The organism is Pseudomonas fluorescens (genome assembly GCF_030344995.1).
Classification (GTDB): domain Bacteria; phylum Pseudomonadota; class Gammaproteobacteria; order Pseudomonadales; family Pseudomonadaceae; genus Aquipseudomonas; species Aquipseudomonas fluorescens_BF.
Map to the genome: position 1 here is coordinate 4,464,493 of NZ_CP128260.1, position 16,690 is coordinate 4,481,182.

The following is a 16,690-nucleotide window of genomic DNA, read 5'->3' on the forward strand; positions in this document are numbered from 1 at the left end:
TGGAGACACACCATGATGACGCGCACATTGACCTCAATCCTGCTGGCCGCCACGCTGGCCGCCTCCACCGCAAGCTTTGCCGCAAACGACGGCGCCGATGCCACCGGCACCAAATCCGGCGCCACCAGCGGCTCGACCCAGCCACCGAACAGCACACCCGGCGCACCTTCGGGTGGCAGCTCTTCCGATGGCATGGGTCAAGGCACCGGCACCAACGGCGGCGCCAGCGGTTCAGGCTCAGGGGCTGGCGGCGGGACCGGTTCGGCCGGCGGCGGCACGGGTGGAGCCGGTGGTGGCACCGGCAGCTGAACGAACAAGAGCAGGCCATGGTGAGTGCCATGGCCTGTGTCTGAACCCGATTGTTTTTTGTCAGCGATCCGAGCGCAGCAATTCGCCGAAGCCGACGTCCATCGACAACACCGCCGCGCGATTGCGGCCGGCGTTCTTGGCCTGATACAGCGCCGCATCCGCGCGCTGGATGAACAGTTCCGGGCTGTCGTTGCCCAGCGGAATAAACGAATAGCAGCCCAGGCTCACCGTGAGATAACCGGTGGGCGAGCCGCTGTGGGTGATGTGCTTGTCCATGACGCTGCGGCGAATCTGCCCGGCAATCGCCAGTGCGCCGTTGATGTCGGTGTCCGGCAGCAGCACCGCGAATTCCTCACCGCCATAACGCACGGCCAGATCAGACTTGCGCTGGCAGCAGTTTTTCACCACCAGCGCGACCTGCGTCAGGCAATGATCGCCGGCCACATGGCCGTAGGCGTCGTTGTAGCTTTTGAAGAAATCGATATCGAGCATGATCAGGCTGACCGGGCTCGACTGCCGCGCGCCCCGGGCAAACTCCACGTCCAGCGAACGCTCGAACAGGCGCCGGTTGGCCAGCCCGGTCAGGCTGTCGTGGGTCGCGATCTGCTCCAGCGCCCGCTGGGCCTTGCGCAGGTTTTTCTCGATTCGCTCGCCATCGCGCACCTGATGAATGAACACCCAGCCGAACAGCCCCACGCCAAGCATGACCAACGCCACGATGACGCTGGACTGGAACGCCCGGTCATGCCAGCCCTGAAGAATCGTGTCCCGCGATGAAGAGGCGGACACCACCAGCGGATAACTTTCCAGCTGCCGGTAACCGTAAAGGCGCGTCACACCGTCGACCACCGAATCGATCATCGCGGTGCCGGCGGAGGCATTGGGCAGCAGCTTCTGATAGATCTCGCCCTTGGCCAGCGAAGTGCCGATCAGGGCTTCGTCGAACGGCCGCCGAGCGAGCAAGGTGCCGTCGGTCAGGCCGAGGAACATGGTGCCGTTGTCGTCCAGGCTGAAGCTTTTGAAGAACTTGTCGAAGTACGACATCTTGATCCCGGCCAGCAACACGCCCTGGAAATTGCCGGCGCGATCGTTGACCCGTTTCGAAATAGGGATGATCCATTCACCGTTCTCGCGGCTGCGGATCGCCGGGCCGATATGCGCAACGGACGACACATTCTGCTGGTGAAACTTGAAGTACTCGCGATCAGCCACGCCATTGCCACGCGGCAAATTCGGGAACGAGGTAATCACCCACTGCCCTTCGCGGTCGAACAGGAACATGCCGTGCAACTGCTCCAGTTGCTGCACCCGTCTTGCGAGGGTTTTCTGCAAGCGAGGTTTCTGCACCGCGCCATAACCGTCTTCCTGAATCCAGTCGACCAGACTGGTCATCACCAGATCCGCCGCCAGAAAGGTGTCTTCGGCCTGCTGCGCCATGGCCCGGGTCAGGTTGGCCGACGACATCTGCGCGTTCGCCAGATCCTGGCGCCGCGACTGTTCGATCTGCAAATACAGCAAACCGGACAGGCACAGACAAACGGCAACGATGAACAACGCCGCCGCCTTGCGCAGGGGCAAACGCTTGAGGGTGCCGCCGGGGGCCTGGTGCGGATCGTGAATGGGGATAGGCAAAAGCGTGTCCTGGGCAGGTACGACAGGGGCAAAGGCCCGAAACCCTTGTTTTTTGTGAGCGTAGCCCACCGGGTTGTGTGGGGCAACCAAGTGCCACCGCGACAATCCCGACCCTGTTGCTATCGGCGCGCAGGCCAATTGGATGACCTGCCGAACGAATTATTTTTGCCTGCCCGTTTTTTGCCCGCATCAGCCCTGACGGGCCAACCGCCGCATCGCACTGTGCAGATGCGCCCGCGCACTTTCCGGATCGCCCTCGCGCATTTGCTCGTACGCCCGTTGCGCAACCGTATGCGGCACCGGTTTCAGCACCCGTTGCGTGGCCATCGCCAGCAGTTGCACCTGCGCGGCACGCTCCAGGTAATACAGATCGTCCCAGGCTTCGGCGATGGTCGGCGCCGCAACAATCACCCCGTGATTTTTCAGGAACAGAATGTCGGCCTCGCCCATGACCCCGGCAATCCGGTCGCCTTCACGCTCATCCAGCGCCAGCCCGTTGTAATGCTCGTCCACCGCCGTGCGCCCGTAGAACTTCAGCGCGGTCTGGCTCAGCCACAACAGCGGCGGCCCCTCCAGCAGGCACAACGCCGTCGCGTTCGGCATGTGGGTATGGAACGCGACCTTCACCCGTGGCAGTCGCTGGTGCAGCCGCGCATGAATATAGAAAGCAGTGGCCTCCGGCTGGCCCTCGCCGTCCACCACGTTGCCGTCGAAGTCGCAGACCAGCAGGTTGTGCGCCGTCACTTCGGAAAACGCATAGCCGTAGGGATTGACCAGAAACAGGTCATCGTGGCCAGGCAACATCGCCGAAAAATGATTGCAGATCCCCTCCTCCAGCCCGTGCAGCGCCGCCAGTTGAAAGCACGCCGCCAGCTCTTGGCGGGCGGTGATGATGGCTTCGCTGTCGAGGTTCAACGAGGCGTGACGCGCAGGTCGGGCGCTGCCGGTCAGGGTGTGGGCCATGGCGAAACTCCTCTATTACCAGCCAAGGGACGCGAACAGTGGCAGCACTTCGTCCAGCGTGTTGAGGATCGCGTCTGGCCGATAGTCCGGCAGCAACTGACGACCGGTCCCGCGATCGATCCATACGCAGCGAAAATGCATGTCGCGGGCCGCCGTGTGGTCGAGCATCGGGCTGGCGCAGATGTGCACCACCTGATCGCGGCTGACGCCCAATTGCTCATGAGCGTAGTCGAACAGCCGGGGCGCCGGTTTGTAGGCGCCGGCCTGTTGCGCGGTGATCACCCGGTCGATGTGGCCGCCGAGCTGAGCGACGTTGCCGGCGATGATGTCGTCATCGGTGTTGGAGACGATGCACAGCTGGAAACCCTTGGCCTTGAGCTGCGCGAGGGTCTCGACGACTTCGGGAAACGGCGGCATCTGCGGGATCGCGGCGGCCAGACGCTGGCTGTCCTGGCTGGCACTCGTCAGGCCCAGTTCTTCCAGGGCCAGTTGCAGGCCGAGGGTGCTGAGTTCTCGAAAAGAGCGATGCGGTGGCGTCTGTTCAAGGCGATGTTCGTGGCGGTCGTAGACCTCGATCAGGCGCCCGGCGTCGATGCGGTGTTCGCCCTTCTCGCTCAGGATCCGCTCGGCCACGGCGCGCAGGCCTTCGTCCCATTGAATCAAGGTGCCGTAGCAATCGAAGGTCAGCCATTGCGGACGCGGTGTGTTGATCAAGGTCATGGGGCATTCCTCTGCAAGTGAGGACTTCAGCTTATGAACTCGGGGTGATAGTGTGAAATTAAATAAATAACCAACCGTCAGTTGACAAACAAATATCGAGACCGCCGCCATGCTGGATCTGGAACTGCTGAAAACCTTCGTCTGCGTGGTCGATGAAGGCAGCTTCACCCGCGCCGCCGAACGCGTCCACCGCACCCAATCCACGGTCAGCCAACAGGTGCGCAAACTGGAAGACATGGTTGGCCACGCCCTGCTGTTGCGCGATCGCACGGGGTTGAACGTCAGTGTCACCGAACATGGCGAACTGCTGATCCACTATGCCCGCCGCCTGCTGGCCTTGTCCGCCGAGGCCAGCGAAGCCCTGGCCAGCGATCTGGATCTGGAAATCCTGCGCATCGGCATGCCGGAAGACTTCGACGCCCGACGCATGGCGCTGATCCTCGCCGGCTTCACCCGCAGCCACCCGCAAGCGCGGCTGGAAACCGTCAGCGGCATGAGCCTCGACCTGAGGCAACGCCTCGACAGCGGCGAAATCGACATCGCCCTGATCAAACGCGAGCCCGACAGCGGCCCTGCCTGGGCCACGTGGCCGGAGCGACTGGTGTGGGTCAAAGGCGTGGAGTTCGACTCATCCAGTGGCGTGCTGCCGCTGGCGCTGTTTCCCCAAGGCTGCCTGTACCGACAACGGGCAATCCGCCTGCTCGACGTGGCGCAACGCCCATGGCGGGTGGCCTTCGGCAGCCACAGCCTGACCGGCATCCAGGCGGCGGTCGCCTCAGGGCTCGGGGTTTCAGTGCTGCCGGCTTCGGCGGTGTTGCCGGAGCATCGGGTGTGCACGGACTTGCCGCCGCTGCCGCCGACGGAGCTGGCGCTGGTCAGTCGCGAGGGAGTGTTGAGTGGATTGCAGCGGGGTTTGGTGGAGTTTTTGCGGGGGGAATTGGGGGTGGATGCGGGGGGATTTGCTTGAGGTTGATCGCAAAAAACAGGCGCCCTTTCAGGCGCCTGTTTTTTATATTCAGTTAGCGCGACGGCGGCACTCGAATATCCCCCGCCCGACACTGGGTTTTCACGCTCTTGCCGCAGGCGCCGAATTGCAGGTCCTTGCCCATGCACACGCGCACCTCCGAGAGTTCCGGGCCGTTGCAGATGACGGCGATGCCGTCTGACGGGATGCCCGGATTGCTCCTGCGGAACAGGTCGGCAATTTCCTGCGCTTCAAAGTAATAAGAGCTACTGAAGGGTTGCAGCTCTTCCGGGATTTTTACCGCGGCCACGGCTTTGTCCGCTTCGTCCAGATAGCCCATCGCGCCGAGACCGCTGCAGGTGCCGTGCTTGCTCCATTCGTGATCGAGGAGTTTTTGGGTCGGGAACAGCGTCAAGCCCTTGGCTGTTTCGGCGGCCGACAGGTTGGTCAGCGGCGGGCAGGATTCCGGCCAGCCGCCCTTGGCGTATTGCGGCCACAGGCCATGCAGGACAAAACCGTAACCCTTGCCGGTGCATTGCGGGTCGTCCTTGTGGGTCAGGCAGAACGTCGGCGACCAAGACAACGTCAGCAGGTAGTAATCGAATACCCCCGCCACCGATTCTGCCTTGCTGGCAGACGACTGGCGTGCCGAACTCAGGCCGATGCTACCGACCGTCAGCGCAATCAGCGCCATAATTGTAAAAAGCTTTTTCATGTTCCCGCTCCTTGGGACGCTTGCGTCCGTGGTTTCTGTGGCCTGACCATCACTTGGCCAGACGCTGATTGAGTCATGCCCGTGTTGCAAGCGCATGACGCAGGGCAAAACCTGCATTACTTTGAAAGGACTACGATGAAGTTGAAATCACCACAGGGAACCGACATGAGTAAAGCAGACGAACTCGCCGCGAAACTCAAACAAACCCGGCACACCCATGCTGACGAAATCACCTGCGCCGAACTGGAAATCGATTGCTGGCCGGCTCAGGTCTACGCGTTGTATCACCGCATCGAGGGCTGGTTGCAACCGGTCACCGAAGTCGGCCTGAAAATCCGACGCAATCCTACCCATGTTTGCGAAAGTTCACCGGATGGCGAGACCCACGACTACGCCATCGACCAGCTGATCATCGAAGCCAACCACCACAGCCTGACGTTCGATCCCATCGCCCGCTTCACCGAAGACGGCTCGGGGCGCGTACAAATCGTCCTGCCGGGGCGCGAAGCATCGCTGCTGCGCACGGTCGATGAACACGGCGAAAGCCATTGGTGGTTGCAGACGCTTGAGACCGGGCAACAGCTGGATGCAATTGCGTTGACGGAAAACAACTTGCTGCTGGTAGTCCAGGAAGGACTGGGGCTATAGGCCCCACCACTGGCGTAGGGCCGAACGTCGCTGAGAGTACTGGACAAACAACCACCCGTCAGATCTGACAGTAGACGGACAAGTTTCTCAGTCCTAACTTGACTCCATTGTTGGAGTCCTTTGAGGAGTGCCAGCCCGAAATGGAAGACTCAATCCATGGAACTGTTCACTTGGCTTGCATTGACGAACTACGGTTTGGCTTTTTTGATTACCACTGCGTTCGGGTGCGCCTATCTAAGCCGTTCCATTTTCATGCCCTATCACGGAATAGCGGTTGGTCGTTCATGGTCTGAAATTGATCCGCCCATGCAGTTTTTGCTGCTGGCCTTGATCAAAGTGGTGGGCGCAACCAGTCTGGCTTTATCCATCGCCGGCTACTTTCAGCTGTATTTGCTGTTCTCACGGGAATGGTCGCTTATGGTGCTGCTCGCTTTTCAGAGCTATTGCCTGATCGCAATCGCACCTCCAATCGTGGTCGCGATGTACGTGCACCGCAAATCAAAGGCCAATCCCCCGATTCTGAGTGGTTGCTTGGCACTACTGCTGACGATGGCGGGGTTCATGTTTGCTTGGCTGTCTGGACAATTTTCATAACTCGTTCAGCAATGAGGCTACTGTCATGGATCATGATTCTCTGTTCTGGAAAGTCGTTAATGGTGAGCTGCCTATGCCCCAAGCGGCGACCCTGCTGGGCTGGAAATTCATTGAATACGACGATACCAATAGAGTGGCTCATATCGAGTTCGAAGCCACCACTTCTCTGACCAACCCTATGGGTAATATTCAAGGAGGAATGTTGTCAGCCATGCTGGATGACTGCATGGGTCCATCTATTTACGCCATGCTTGAGCCAAATCAGATTGCGGTGACTGTTGAATCAAAAACATGCTTTGTCAGTCCCGCCTCGCCTGGAAAAATCATTGGCACAGGTCGAATCGATCATATGAAGGGGGCAGTTTGTTTTACCTCCGGCCAGCTCACAGACGAAGCTGGCAAGGTATTGGCCACTGCAACAGCCACCTTCCGTATCGGCAATCTTCGCTAACGTAGTCTTGCTGTCCCGAACGTGATCGCTAGAAACCGTTGAAACGAGAAATATCCAAACAAATGAAATGACTTTATTAAACCGGGTCAATCTACATCGACAACGTGCGCCAGATCCAAATCGTTGTCACCTCGCTCAATCTGACACAACTGTAATCCGCCCCTCAGCCAGCTGAAAGCTGCCGCTGGTTAGCCTCCCCGTCATTGGTCAAACGGGGACTTCCAGCGCATGCCTTCCATCACCTCAAGACGCACCTTCGTCAAAGGCCTCGCCGCCAGCGGTCTGCTCGGCGGCCTCGGCCTGTGGCACACGCCGGTCTGGGCCTTGAACAGCCCCGGCCAGATGAATGAGTTGAGCGGCACCGACTTTGAGCTGTTCATCGGCGAAACCCCGGTCAATTTCACAGGCCAAACTCGCACCGCCCTGACCATCAACGGCAGCCTGCCCGGCCCGCTGCTGCGCTGGCGTGAAGGCGACACCGTGACGCTGCGGGTGCGCAACCGGCTCAACGAAAGCACGTCGATCCACTGGCACGGCATTCTGCTGCCGGCCAACATGGACGGCGTGCCGGGCCTGAGTTTCAAGGGCATCGAGCCGGGTGGTGTGTACGTCTACCGGTTCAAGGTTCGCCAGCACGGCACCTACTGGTATCACAGCCATTCCGGCTTGCAGGAACAGGCCGGCGTTTACGGGCCGCTAGTGATCGACGCCCGGGAACCGGAGCCGTTCCAGTACGACCGCGACTACGTGGTGATGCTCAGCGACTGGTCCGACGAAGACCCGGTCAGCCTGATGAAGACCCTGAAAAAGCAGTCCGACAACTACAACTTCCACAAGCGCACCGTCGGCGATTTCATCCATGACGTCGGTGAAAAAGGCTGGGGCGCCACCGTCGCCGATCGCACGATGTGGGCGCAGATGAAGATGAATCCCACCGACATCGCCGACGTCAGCGGCGCCACCTACACCTTCCTGATGAACGGCCACGCCCCGGATAACAACTGGACCGGTCTGTTCCGCCCCGGCGAAAAGCTGCGTCTGCGGCTGATCAACGGCTCGGCCATGACCTACTTCGACGTGCGCATCCCCGGCTTGAAAATGACCGTGGTCGCCGCCGATGGCTTGCACGTCAAACCGATCAGCGTCGACGAGTTGCGCATCGCCGTGGCGGAAACCTATGACGTGATCGTCGAGCCCGCCGCCGACGCCTACACCCTGTTCGCCCAGGCCATGGATCGCACCGGTTACGCCCGTGGCACCCTCGCCGCTCGCGCCGGTTTGTCGGCCCCGGTGCCGGCGCTGGACCCGCGACCGCTGGTGACCATGGACGACATGGGTATGGGCGGTATGGATCACAGTTCCATGGACATGAGCGCCATGGATCACTCCAGCATGAACATGGGCCCGATGCAGTCGCACCCCGACAGCGAAAAGGACAACCCGCTGGTGGACATGCAAGCCATGACCACCGCCGCGAAACTCGACGACCCTGGCCTCGGCCTGCGCAACAACGGTCGCCGGGTGCTGACCTACGCCGACCTGCGCAGCCCCTTCGAAGACCCGGACGGCCGCGACCCGAGCCGCACCCTCGAGCTGCACCTCACCGGCCACATGGAGAAATTCGCCTGGTCGTTCAACGGCATCAAGTTCTCCGACGCCGAGCCTCTGCGCCTGAAGTACGGCGAGCGGATCCGCCTGGTGCTGGTCAACGACACGATGATGACCCACCCCATCCACCTGCACGGCATGTGGAGCGATCTGGAAGACGAAAACGGCAATTTCCAGGTGCGCAAACACACCATCGACATGCCCCCCGGCACCCGCCGCAGCTACCGCGTGACGGCTGATGCGCTCGGCCGTTGGGCCTATCACTGCCATCTCCTGTACCACATGGAAATGGGCATGTTCCGCGAAGTGTGGGTGGAAGAATGAGGACGCCGACCATGACTCGATTTGCCGCGTTTTCGTTGTTACTCCTGTCGATGGCTCCGGCATTCGCCGCCAGTGATATGCAAGGCATGGATCACAGCCAGATGGGCGATCTGCAAAGCATGGACGACGGCATGATGCAACCCGCCGCGCCGACCGAAAGCCGCACGCCGATCCCGGCGCTGACCGACGCCGACCGCGCTGCCGTGTTCACCAGCCACGCCGGGCATCAGGTCCACGACAGCGCCATCAACACGTACTTCCTCGCCGACAAACTCGAATGGCAGGACGCCGACGACGCCAGCACCCTGGCCTGGGATTTGTCCGGCTGGATTGGCGGCGACATCGATCGGCTGTGGTTGCGCTCCGAGGGCGAACGCAGCAACGGCAACACCGAAGACGCGGAAATTCAGGCCCTGTGGGGCCACGGGATTTCGCCGTGGTGGGACGTGGTCAGCGGCGTGCGCCAGGACTTCAAACCCGGCGCCCCACAAACCTGGGCCGCGTTCGGTCTGCAGGGCATGGCGCTGTACAACTTCGAAGCCGAAGCCACGGCGTTCCTCGGCGAAAACGGCCAGAGCGCGGTGCGGCTGGAGGGCGACTACGACATCCTGCTGACCAATCGCCTGATCCTGCAGCCGACCGCCGAACTCAACGTCTACGGCAAAAACGACCCGCAACGCGGGATCGGCTCGGGCCTCGCGAACACCGAAGCCGGGCTGCGTCTGCGCTATGAAATCCGCCGCGAGTTCGCGCCCTACATCGGCGTGACCTGGAACCGCACCTACGGCCACACCGCCGATTACGCACGGGAAGAAGGCGAGGATCGCAGCGAAGCGCGACTCGTCCTCGGCGTGCGGTTGTGGTTCTGAATGCCTGTGCGGATGACACCCGGCAAACGCATTCACTACACTGGCCCGCACTCCCACTGCACAAGCCCGATCTCCATGACAATTCCAAAAAGCAAGATGATCTTCTGCGGCCTGTTGGCCATGGCCGGTGCCGCTCAGGCACAAGAACCGGCTTCACACCTCGACACCGTTCAGCAACAAGGCCAATTGCGCGTCTGCACCACCGGCGACTACAAGCCCTACACCTTCAAACGCCCGGACGGCGGATTCGAAGGCATCGACATCGCCATGGCGCAATCCCTGGCCGACAGCCTCGGCGTCAAGGTCGAATGGGTGCAGACCACCTGGAAAACCCTGATGCCGGACATGCAGGCCGGCAAGTGCGACATCGGCGTCGGCGGCATCTCGGTGACCCTGGAACGCCAGAAAAAAGCCTTCTTCAGCAACACCCTCGACGTCGACGGCAAGATCCCGCTAGTGCGCTGCGCCGACCAGTCCAAATACCAGACCATCGACCAGATCAACCAGCCGAACGTGCGCCTGGTCGAACCCGCCGGCGGCACCAACGAAGCCTTCGTCCACGCCTTCCTGCCCCAGGCGCAACTTGCGTTGCACGACAACGTGACCATCTTCGAACAACTGCTCGACAACAAGGCCGACGTGATGATCACCGACGCCTCCGAAGCCCTCTACCAGCAAAAACTCAAACCCGGCCTGTGCGCCGTCAACCCGAGCCAGTTCATGCAATACGGCGAAAAAGCCTACCTGCTGCCGCGCGACGACATCAGCTGGAAACTCTACGTCGACCAGTGGCTGCACCTGAGCAAAGTCACCGGCAAATACCAGAAAGTCCTGAGCGAATGGATCGCCGTCCCCGCGGCCCAGTAAACCTCAGTCGTCATGCATCAGGCCGGAGCTGTACTGGTTGAAACTATTACCGATATTGCTCCCGCCGAACTTCAACGTATTCACGTTACGCGCCTCCGGCGACTGACAGTCGCTGGAGAAACAACTGGTGGTAGTCAAGCCACCGGAGCCGGAACAGGCGCTTAGAACCGAGACGGTGGCGACGAGCAACAGCGCTTTGAGTGGATTGTTCATGGTGGGTGGCGCTCGGGTGGGGTCGGGATCTTGTGGAGGGATCGTAGGCCGGCGCGGGTGGCGGGAAGATGAAACTTGCGGGGATTTCAGCGTGGGTTCAGGTTGAACCCACGCCTAACGGTCACCCCTCCGCGACAGAGGGTTGCCCGAATTTACTTCGGCTCGACGTTATCCAGCGCCTGATTCACCGCCAAAGACCCCAACATCACCAACTGCGCAATGCCGATGGCGGTTTTGCGGTGGGCGGGTTCCAGGGTGGCGGCGAAGTTGTTGAGCATTTCGGAGGCTGAACCCAGGGATTCGCTGGCGTTGGCGAGCAGAGATTCGGTGTCGTAGGCCGGGTTGGCGAAGTACATCGGGTCATGTTGGGTGTGACTGCCCATGATCCGTTGCTGTGGGGTGAGGTAGTGATCGAGGGCGCGCTCGGCGGCTTCGTTCAGGGTTCGTGAATCGGGGAATTTGTAGGGGGAGACTGGATCGGTTTCTGGTGGGTTGGGTGTTGGTTTGAACATGGAGTAACTCCCGACGGATAAGAGGTTAGGAGCCGCCACCTTCGCTACCAAACTAGGGTGGAGGCCATACGCAGGTTGGTAGACCGGCCGTCAGGAACCCCGGCGCATCCGAAGATGCCCTGCGCATGACCACCATAAAACGAAGGCACTGAAAGCCTCCGCAAGACAGTAGTCTTGTGCTTCTGACGGAATCCGGGCTACCAAACCCGATCACTGTTTTTCAGTGACCCAGGAACGATAGAACCCCCGTGCTAGAGGCACAAGCCGGCGGATTCTGTCTTAGGTGTAGGGGGTGGCGCAAGGTGGTGTAGGGTTTGGATGACGCAAGAATGCGTCATTTAAACGAATGAGTTTTTAGGTTTAAAACGATCCCGTTTTTTGCTTGCTAGACGCCGTCTCTACCGCGGCGTCTCAGTCTGACCAGTGATGGATTGGATCAGCTGATTCTGTAGACCTCAGCACACAAGGCCTTCAGCGCCACCGAAAAATCCTCATACCACTTTCGTACCACCCTTCTCCTGTCTCACCACGCGGCACGCCGAAATTTCTCATTGGCGCGTGTGTCTGTCGCTCCAATCCACAGCACTCCCTACGCTTTGGCTGACGCCGCACAGGTTGCTCAAGAAGAGCGGAATTTGCGCGCCTTCGAAAAGGCGCGCCCTCAAATCGAATCAGCAGCTTTCTGCACGTGCCCTACCTGCCTTGATCTATTTGGACAATGCGAAGACTGCCTTGCTTCGGTAAAGGGTTTGTGACAAAAACCTATACGGCAACTCAAGGCCCACGAAAAGCATAAGGGTTCCCGCACAAGAGGCCTGAAAAATCCAGAGGCTGGTTCGATTTCCACTTACGAGCTCACACGAGAATTGACTTTCACAAACAAACGAAAGAAAGAAAGGAAGCTAAAAATTGAGCGAGCCAAAAGTTTTTATTTCTTATAGCTGGTCGACACCTACTCATGAACGCTGGGTACTTGATTTGGCCGAAGAGCTGATTGAGTCAGGAATCAATGTAATACTTGATAAGTGGGATTTAAAGCCTGGACAAGACTCCATAGACTTCATGGAGCAAATGGTAAAAGACCCCTCTATCGACAAAGTATTAATAATTTCCGATAAAGGTTACGCAGAAAAAGCTGACAACCGGTCAGGAGGAGTTGGCACAGAAACTCAAATAATATCGAAAAAAATATACGACCAAGTTGATCAAGAACGTTTTATAGCCGTAATTGCGGAAAAGGATCTAGATGGGAAAGCTTATACACCTTTATTTTACCATTCTCGACTATACATAGATCTGAGTGAGCCCGATCGCTATGCCGATGGATTCGAATCATTGATTCGATGCATCCATGGGCAGCCGCAATTTAAAAAGCCTGCACTTGGAAAAAAACCCGAATACTTGAATTCCGAGGCCAGCATTAACCTGGGGACGTCTGCACTATTCAAGCGAGCGATCGCTGCTATCCGAGAGCAAAAACCTTTCGCTGCAGCAGCTCTTGATGAGTATTTAGTAACCTTCTCAGACAATCTGGAGCAGATCCGTATAAGCGCATCTCCTGAAGAAATGTTTGATGACTGCGTAGTTAGTAGCATCCAGTTATTTACTCCTGTGCGAAATGAGCTATTACAAATTGTAGATACGTCTTGCCGGTACCTACCACAGCAAGAATTCGCTGAGGTCATGCACAAATTCCTAGAATCTTTAACTAAATATTTCACTGAGATAAATGGCCGCTCAAGCTATCGATCCTCAGACTTCGACAACTATAAATTCATCATAGGCGAGATTTTTCTTTATATAGCAACCATACTAATAAAACATAATAAATTCCAAGCAGCAGCCGAACTATTGAACAGTAATTACTATATAAAATCGTCAAGCAAGGGCGTTCCGCATCTAACATCCTGCCAGTGCTTCTACGAAAACCCCGAAAGTCTAGAATACAGAAACAACCGATTGAGCCTAAATAGATCATCGATCAGCGCCGACTTGACAAAAGAAAACAATAGCGGCACCGGGGTGGACTTCCACCTATTGATGCAAACGGATTTTATTCTTTTCATAAAAAACAGCTTAGACAAATCTGGCTTTTGGTGGCCTAAAACCCTCGTCTATCTTGGACACTTCCCAGGCGCCTTCGAAATATTCAGCCGGGCAGCTTCTCAGCAGTATTTTGAGAAAATCAAGCCATTGCTAAACATAAGTTCTAAAGCAGATCTTATACCTTTAATTGAAGAGCATAAGAAGCAAGGAGCAAGATATTATGGTTTGGGACATGGTTTCGACATTAAAAAGTTATTGAACTTCGACGAGCTCTGCACTATTTGATGAATCATTAAACCTCGACAAAATAGCCGACTTTAGCACATCGGCTATTTTAAAATATACCAAGTTTTATACTCCTACGCCTATTTCGTTTTTTTTACACCCAATCCTTCATCACCAAGCCAATCTTTTAACTGCAACATCAGGAAAAGCAATGGGGAAAGATTTATTTACCACCTAGAAATCCAAAACAAATAAATCTGCCCCTTTTTCTTGCTTTTTCTCTTTTTCTAGAAATCAAATAAAATAAACTTGCCACCTTTACTCACTCTGTTTACCCATAGAACATCCAAAACTTACGACATATCGCTCGTTATGAAAAAAGAAGCTTTTGTACTTTTCATACAAAAAATTGGCTTTAGCAAAAGAATATAATGCGTCAAATTTTATTTTTGCTGAATTGTAACTCTCGACCTCCTTACTGCTCCCGCAGTAAGGGTTTGAATTTAGATTCACCCCAAGTTCTGAAAACTCGTCCATCATGGATTGTAACTTAACCTCTGCCAACTTACGAACATGAGCTTCTCCGACTGCAAACTGATCAGACCTTAACTGAATTAACAACTTATTTTGCTTATCCGCATTGGCCTTCAGTTCATTTGCCACATTAATATTCTCCTCTTCTTTTTTATGTAGCAAATACTCACGTTGCTGCAACTCAAGCTCACGCTTGTTCTGAGCGGCGGCCGCCTCACCTTTTTCCTCCAAAAACTGAATTTTCCTTGCATCTAAATCCTGAAACTGCCCCCACAAAAACACCAGCGCACCAGAATAAGAAAGCACAAGAAAAAGAACGATAGCGAAATTTTCTCTTACTAGACGACCTACAACTTTAATATCCATAAAACTCCACCCTCCGCCTGAAGCGGAGACAGGTTTACCAATTACTTTAAAAAGCGAATAACAAAAGCAAAAAAAAAAAAACGGACAGATTTATCTACCTACACAAGCACGGCAAACAAACCTGCCCCCTTCTGGAACACTTTCTGGCACAGTCTCATTCTAGCCCTAGTTTGCCGAGAGAGCAGCCCCGACCACGTTTGAAATTCTTCGAATTTTTGGCCCTGGAGATACAGCAACATGCTCCATCAGAGACCGAACATTATGTTTTGCATGTCGACCTGCATAAGACAACTGTCGTAAAGCCAACCCCATTAGAGACTTGCCGCGCAACAACTCCATATATCGACTTTCGAAAAGGTCCAGCAACCGCTGTGGATATACCTCACCTTCTTGAAGCGTAACTAATGTTTGATAATCCTTAAAAAAATCATCTGAAGGAAAAAAACTAATTGAAACTTCTTGACCTCTACCGGCCCGATCCACCGCCAATGCATACCATCGTAAATAGTCACCAAGCTCACCATGAAACTTAGTCTTTTCCCGGTCATCCATATAAGAAATCAAATTCCCATCACAAAAAACATCATTTTCGATAGAATAACCAGTAGTAAAAAACAGATTTCGTGATTGATACTTTTCAGGAACTCCGTTTAAAACCCACATATCAAGATCTGCAAAAAATATAATCTTAGCCGCCACCGGAGACTCAGATAACGCTTCAAACAAACGAAGTACTTTGTCTCTACCACCTACTGAAAGAACAGATAAACTTTCATCACAATATTCATCTTCCAATCTACGGTAAACGATCATATCATCCTTACCTTCAACAACCAGTGTCGGTAACGAGGTTCTCTTCAAAAGAGCAACAAACTCATCAAATGTTGGCTCTACTTTGCTCGAAGACATCACTCGCCCTCCGAATCACCACGGTCAACATCAAGACAAATTTCACTTTCAGGATATTTGCTATAGATAAATGGCGAATGAGTTGCCATTATAAATTGATTCGTAGAATTCTGCCTACGAAGTATTCCAAACAGCTGACGCTGCCAGTCAACATGCAAACTCAACTCTGGCTCATCAATAAAAAAAACAGAGTTCTTATGAAAGGCATTGTAGCAAAGAAAACTCAACATCTGCTTTTCTCCAGCCGATAGCTCCTCAGAACTTACCGCACTAGCAGCGTCACCAAAACTTAAACGAGAGTCAATTTTTATTCCAACATGCTTGAATAATTTCTCTACAACCGACCTAAACGACTCGATTGGATTCATGATATTAACTCGCTGCTCTTCTAGCGATTCAATCATCACTTGAACTCTATCCAGTACTTGCTCAGGATTTACATCCTCTGAAACTATAGCAGGACCAAAAACATCCTTTTTATATAACTTAATTGAATTAATGATCTCCTGCGAGGTTTCCCTCTGGGCATCATTATACAATTGAGACAAATCGGCATACTCCTTTAGCAAGATATCAACAATATCCACTGAAGATATAGAAGTTACAAATTTATGTTCATAATTAGACAGTGACCGAGACAGCGAAACCAAAGCTTCCTCGACATTACTTTTTATTTTTCTCGAACGCTGAGAACTGGTAAGACCTAGAGTAAATCCTCCTTCAATTCGCCTAAAGGTAGGAAGAAAAACAGACCCACCAAGTTCTAATAAGAGCTGATTCGGGATATCTTCAGCGGAGGATTCCAACTCACCACTTGAGCCAATTTCATCTTCATATGTTTCCATCGACTCTATATCGCGACCAAACTCAACTCTACAAGTAACTCTATTAATCTTTACGACCTGCAAGGCATACAAATCCGTTTCCAAGAAAACCTTATGAAAATTAATCTCCCTAATAGCAATTTCTATATTCCCGCTCATCAAATACCACATGAGCTTCATTACGGTGGTTTTTCCCGCCCCATTCCTACCCGTTATTATGTTTATATCATCATTAAAATCCAAATCAACGATGGAATTTTTATTAAACAAACCATGCACTTCAAATTTTTTAACCTTCAAAGCCCCGCCCTCACAGTAAGACAAGATTCTTTTGCAAAGCAAAAAAATTAACTTAATTAAAAAATGGCAGCGGATTTATTTACTTCCTACCCTCAAA

The 16,690-nt window shown here is 54.9% G+C and carries 18 protein-coding genes; 9 read left to right on the forward strand and 9 right to left on the reverse strand.

Going from position 1 to position 16,690, the window contains the following annotated elements; all coding sequences use genetic code 11:
• The first annotated feature begins 12 nt into the window (after positions 1-12).
• On the forward strand, positions 13-309 hold the full coding sequence (locus QR290_RS19915; protein ID WP_115078608.1) for a hypothetical protein: 297 nt from the start codon (positions 13-15) through the stop codon (positions 307-309).
• Positions 310-369: 60 nt separating this feature from the next.
• Here the strand turns inward: QR290_RS19915 and QR290_RS19920 are convergent, their stop codons facing one another.
• The 3 genes from QR290_RS19920 to QR290_RS19930 form a co-directional block, all read right to left on the reverse strand.
• Positions 370-1,941, reverse strand: coding sequence for a sensor domain-containing diguanylate cyclase (locus tag QR290_RS19920; protein WP_289203428.1), 1,572 nt, complete (start codon positions 1,939-1,941; stop codon positions 370-372).
• A 189-nt stretch (positions 1,942-2,130) separates the two neighbouring features.
• On the reverse strand, positions 2,131-2,904 hold the full coding sequence (locus QR290_RS19925) for an aldolase (protein WP_289203429.1): 774 nt from the start codon (positions 2,902-2,904) through the stop codon (positions 2,131-2,133).
• Between the two features lie 15 nt (positions 2,905-2,919).
• Positions 2,920-3,624, reverse strand: a complete 705-nt coding sequence (locus QR290_RS19930) for a haloacid dehalogenase type II (protein ID WP_289203430.1) — start codon at positions 3,622-3,624, stop codon at positions 2,920-2,922.
• A 109-nt stretch (positions 3,625-3,733) separates the two neighbouring features.
• On the opposite strand from QR290_RS19930, the gene QR290_RS19935 reads away from it, so the two are divergent.
• Positions 3,734-4,591 carry a LysR substrate-binding domain-containing protein gene (locus QR290_RS19935; RefSeq protein WP_115078612.1) on the forward strand — a complete coding sequence of 286 codons (858 nt, stop codon included), beginning with the start codon at positions 3,734-3,736 and terminating at the stop codon, positions 4,589-4,591.
• Positions 4,592-4,643: 52 nt separating this feature from the next.
• Here the strand turns inward: QR290_RS19935 and QR290_RS19940 are convergent, their stop codons facing one another.
• The gene (locus tag QR290_RS19940) at positions 4,644-5,303 is read right to left on the reverse strand and encodes a ribonuclease T2 (RefSeq protein ID WP_289203431.1); all 660 of its coding nucleotides are present in this window, start codon (positions 5,301-5,303) and stop codon (positions 4,644-4,646) included.
• Between the two features lie 165 nt (positions 5,304-5,468).
• Here QR290_RS19940 and QR290_RS19945 point away from each other — a divergent pair, with 165 nt between their 5' ends.
• From QR290_RS19945 to QR290_RS19970, 6 genes are all read left to right on the forward strand, one after another.
• On the forward strand, positions 5,469-5,951 hold the full coding sequence (locus QR290_RS19945; RefSeq protein ID WP_085608248.1) for a hypothetical protein: 483 nt from the start codon (positions 5,469-5,471) through the stop codon (positions 5,949-5,951).
• Between the two features lie 156 nt (positions 5,952-6,107).
• Positions 6,108-6,545, forward strand: coding sequence for a hypothetical protein (locus QR290_RS19950; protein WP_289203432.1), 438 nt, complete (start codon positions 6,108-6,110; stop codon positions 6,543-6,545).
• Positions 6,546-6,570: 25 nt separating this feature from the next.
• A complete protein-coding gene (locus tag QR290_RS19955) occupies positions 6,571-6,996 on the forward strand; it encodes a PaaI family thioesterase (RefSeq protein ID WP_289203433.1) in 426 nt (141 codons plus the stop codon).
• 228 nt (positions 6,997-7,224) lie between these two features.
• Positions 7,225-8,928 carry a copper resistance system multicopper oxidase gene (locus tag QR290_RS19960; RefSeq protein ID WP_289203434.1) on the forward strand — a complete coding sequence of 568 codons (1,704 nt, stop codon included), beginning with the start codon at positions 7,225-7,227 and terminating at the stop codon, positions 8,926-8,928.
• A gap of 11 nt (positions 8,929-8,939) precedes the next feature.
• Positions 8,940-9,797 (forward strand): copper resistance protein B, encoded by an 858-nt coding sequence (locus QR290_RS19965; protein ID WP_289203435.1) that lies wholly within the window; start codon positions 8,940-8,942, stop codon positions 9,795-9,797.
• Positions 9,798-9,872: 75 nt separating this feature from the next.
• Positions 9,873-10,664, forward strand: a complete 792-nt coding sequence (locus QR290_RS19970) for a transporter substrate-binding domain-containing protein (RefSeq protein ID WP_289203436.1) — start codon at positions 9,873-9,875, stop codon at positions 10,662-10,664.
• 3 nt (positions 10,665-10,667) lie between these two features.
• On the opposite strand, the gene QR290_RS19975 is transcribed toward QR290_RS19970, so the two are convergent.
• Together QR290_RS19975 and QR290_RS19980 are read right to left on the reverse strand one after the other, a co-directional pair.
• On the reverse strand, positions 10,668-10,877 hold the full coding sequence (locus QR290_RS19975) for a hypothetical protein (protein ID WP_221397759.1): 210 nt from the start codon (positions 10,875-10,877) through the stop codon (positions 10,668-10,670).
• 152 nt (positions 10,878-11,029) lie between these two features.
• Positions 11,030-11,389, reverse strand: a complete 360-nt coding sequence (locus QR290_RS19980; protein WP_007955862.1) for a DUF6124 family protein — start codon at positions 11,387-11,389, stop codon at positions 11,030-11,032.
• 909 nt (positions 11,390-12,298) lie between these two features.
• Between QR290_RS19980 and QR290_RS19985 the strand changes: the two genes are divergently transcribed.
• On the forward strand, positions 12,299-13,720 hold the full coding sequence (locus QR290_RS19985; RefSeq protein ID WP_289203437.1) for a toll/interleukin-1 receptor domain-containing protein: 1,422 nt from the start codon (positions 12,299-12,301) through the stop codon (positions 13,718-13,720).
• Between the two features lie 258 nt (positions 13,721-13,978).
• On the opposite strand, the gene QR290_RS19990 is transcribed toward QR290_RS19985, so the two are convergent.
• The 3 genes from QR290_RS19990 to QR290_RS20000 all read right to left on the reverse strand — a co-directional run bounded on the left by QR290_RS19990 (position 13,979) and on the right by QR290_RS20000 (position 16,593).
• Positions 13,979-14,560 (reverse strand): hypothetical protein, encoded by a 582-nt coding sequence (locus tag QR290_RS19990; protein ID WP_289203438.1) that lies wholly within the window; start codon positions 14,558-14,560, stop codon positions 13,979-13,981.
• Positions 14,561-14,725: 165 nt separating this feature from the next.
• Positions 14,726-15,469, reverse strand: coding sequence for a DUF4435 domain-containing protein (locus QR290_RS19995; RefSeq protein ID WP_289203439.1), 744 nt, complete (start codon positions 15,467-15,469; stop codon positions 14,726-14,728).
• On the reverse strand, positions 15,469-16,593 hold the full coding sequence (locus QR290_RS20000; RefSeq protein WP_289203440.1) for an AAA family ATPase: 1,125 nt from the start codon (positions 16,591-16,593) through the stop codon (positions 15,469-15,471). The genes QR290_RS19995 and QR290_RS20000 overlap by 1 nt, the downstream gene beginning before the upstream one ends.
• Positions 16,594-16,690: the final 97 nt, after the last annotated feature.

Coding starts and splice junctions, on each gene's coding strand:
- QR290_RS19935 (WP_115078612.1), top strand. CDS start 3,734: ATGCTGGATCTGGAACTGCTGAAAACCTTCGTCTGCGTGGTCGATGAA.
- QR290_RS19940 (WP_289203431.1), bottom strand. CDS start 5,303: ATGAAAAAGCTTTTTACAATTATGGCGCTGATTGCGCTGACGGTCGGT.
- QR290_RS19930 (WP_289203430.1), bottom strand. CDS start 3,624: ATGACCTTGATCAACACACCGCGTCCGCAATGGCTGACCTTCGATTGC.
- QR290_RS19980 (WP_007955862.1), bottom strand. CDS start 11,389: ATGTTCAAACCAACACCCAACCCACCAGAAACCGATCCAGTCTCCCCC.
- QR290_RS19995 (WP_289203439.1), bottom strand. CDS start 15,469: ATGTCTTCGAGCAAAGTAGAGCCAACATTTGATGAGTTTGTTGCTCTT.
- QR290_RS19975 (WP_221397759.1), bottom strand. CDS start 10,877: ATGAACAATCCACTCAAAGCGCTGTTGCTCGTCGCCACCGTCTCGGTT.
- QR290_RS19950 (WP_289203432.1), top strand. CDS start 6,108: ATGGAACTGTTCACTTGGCTTGCATTGACGAACTACGGTTTGGCTTTT.
- QR290_RS19945 (WP_085608248.1), top strand. CDS start 5,469: ATGAGTAAAGCAGACGAACTCGCCGCGAAACTCAAACAAACCCGGCAC.
- QR290_RS19915 (WP_115078608.1), top strand. CDS start 13: ATGATGACGCGCACATTGACCTCAATCCTGCTGGCCGCCACGCTGGCC.
- QR290_RS19965 (WP_289203435.1), top strand. CDS start 8,940: ATGACTCGATTTGCCGCGTTTTCGTTGTTACTCCTGTCGATGGCTCCG.
- QR290_RS19990 (WP_289203438.1), bottom strand. CDS start 14,560: ATGGATATTAAAGTTGTAGGTCGTCTAGTAAGAGAAAATTTCGCTATC.
- QR290_RS19925 (WP_289203429.1), bottom strand. CDS start 2,904: ATGGCCCACACCCTGACCGGCAGCGCCCGACCTGCGCGTCACGCCTCG.
- QR290_RS19955 (WP_289203433.1), top strand. CDS start 6,571: ATGGATCATGATTCTCTGTTCTGGAAAGTCGTTAATGGTGAGCTGCCT.
- QR290_RS19970 (WP_289203436.1), top strand. CDS start 9,873: ATGACAATTCCAAAAAGCAAGATGATCTTCTGCGGCCTGTTGGCCATG.
- QR290_RS19960 (WP_289203434.1), top strand. CDS start 7,225: ATGCCTTCCATCACCTCAAGACGCACCTTCGTCAAAGGCCTCGCCGCC.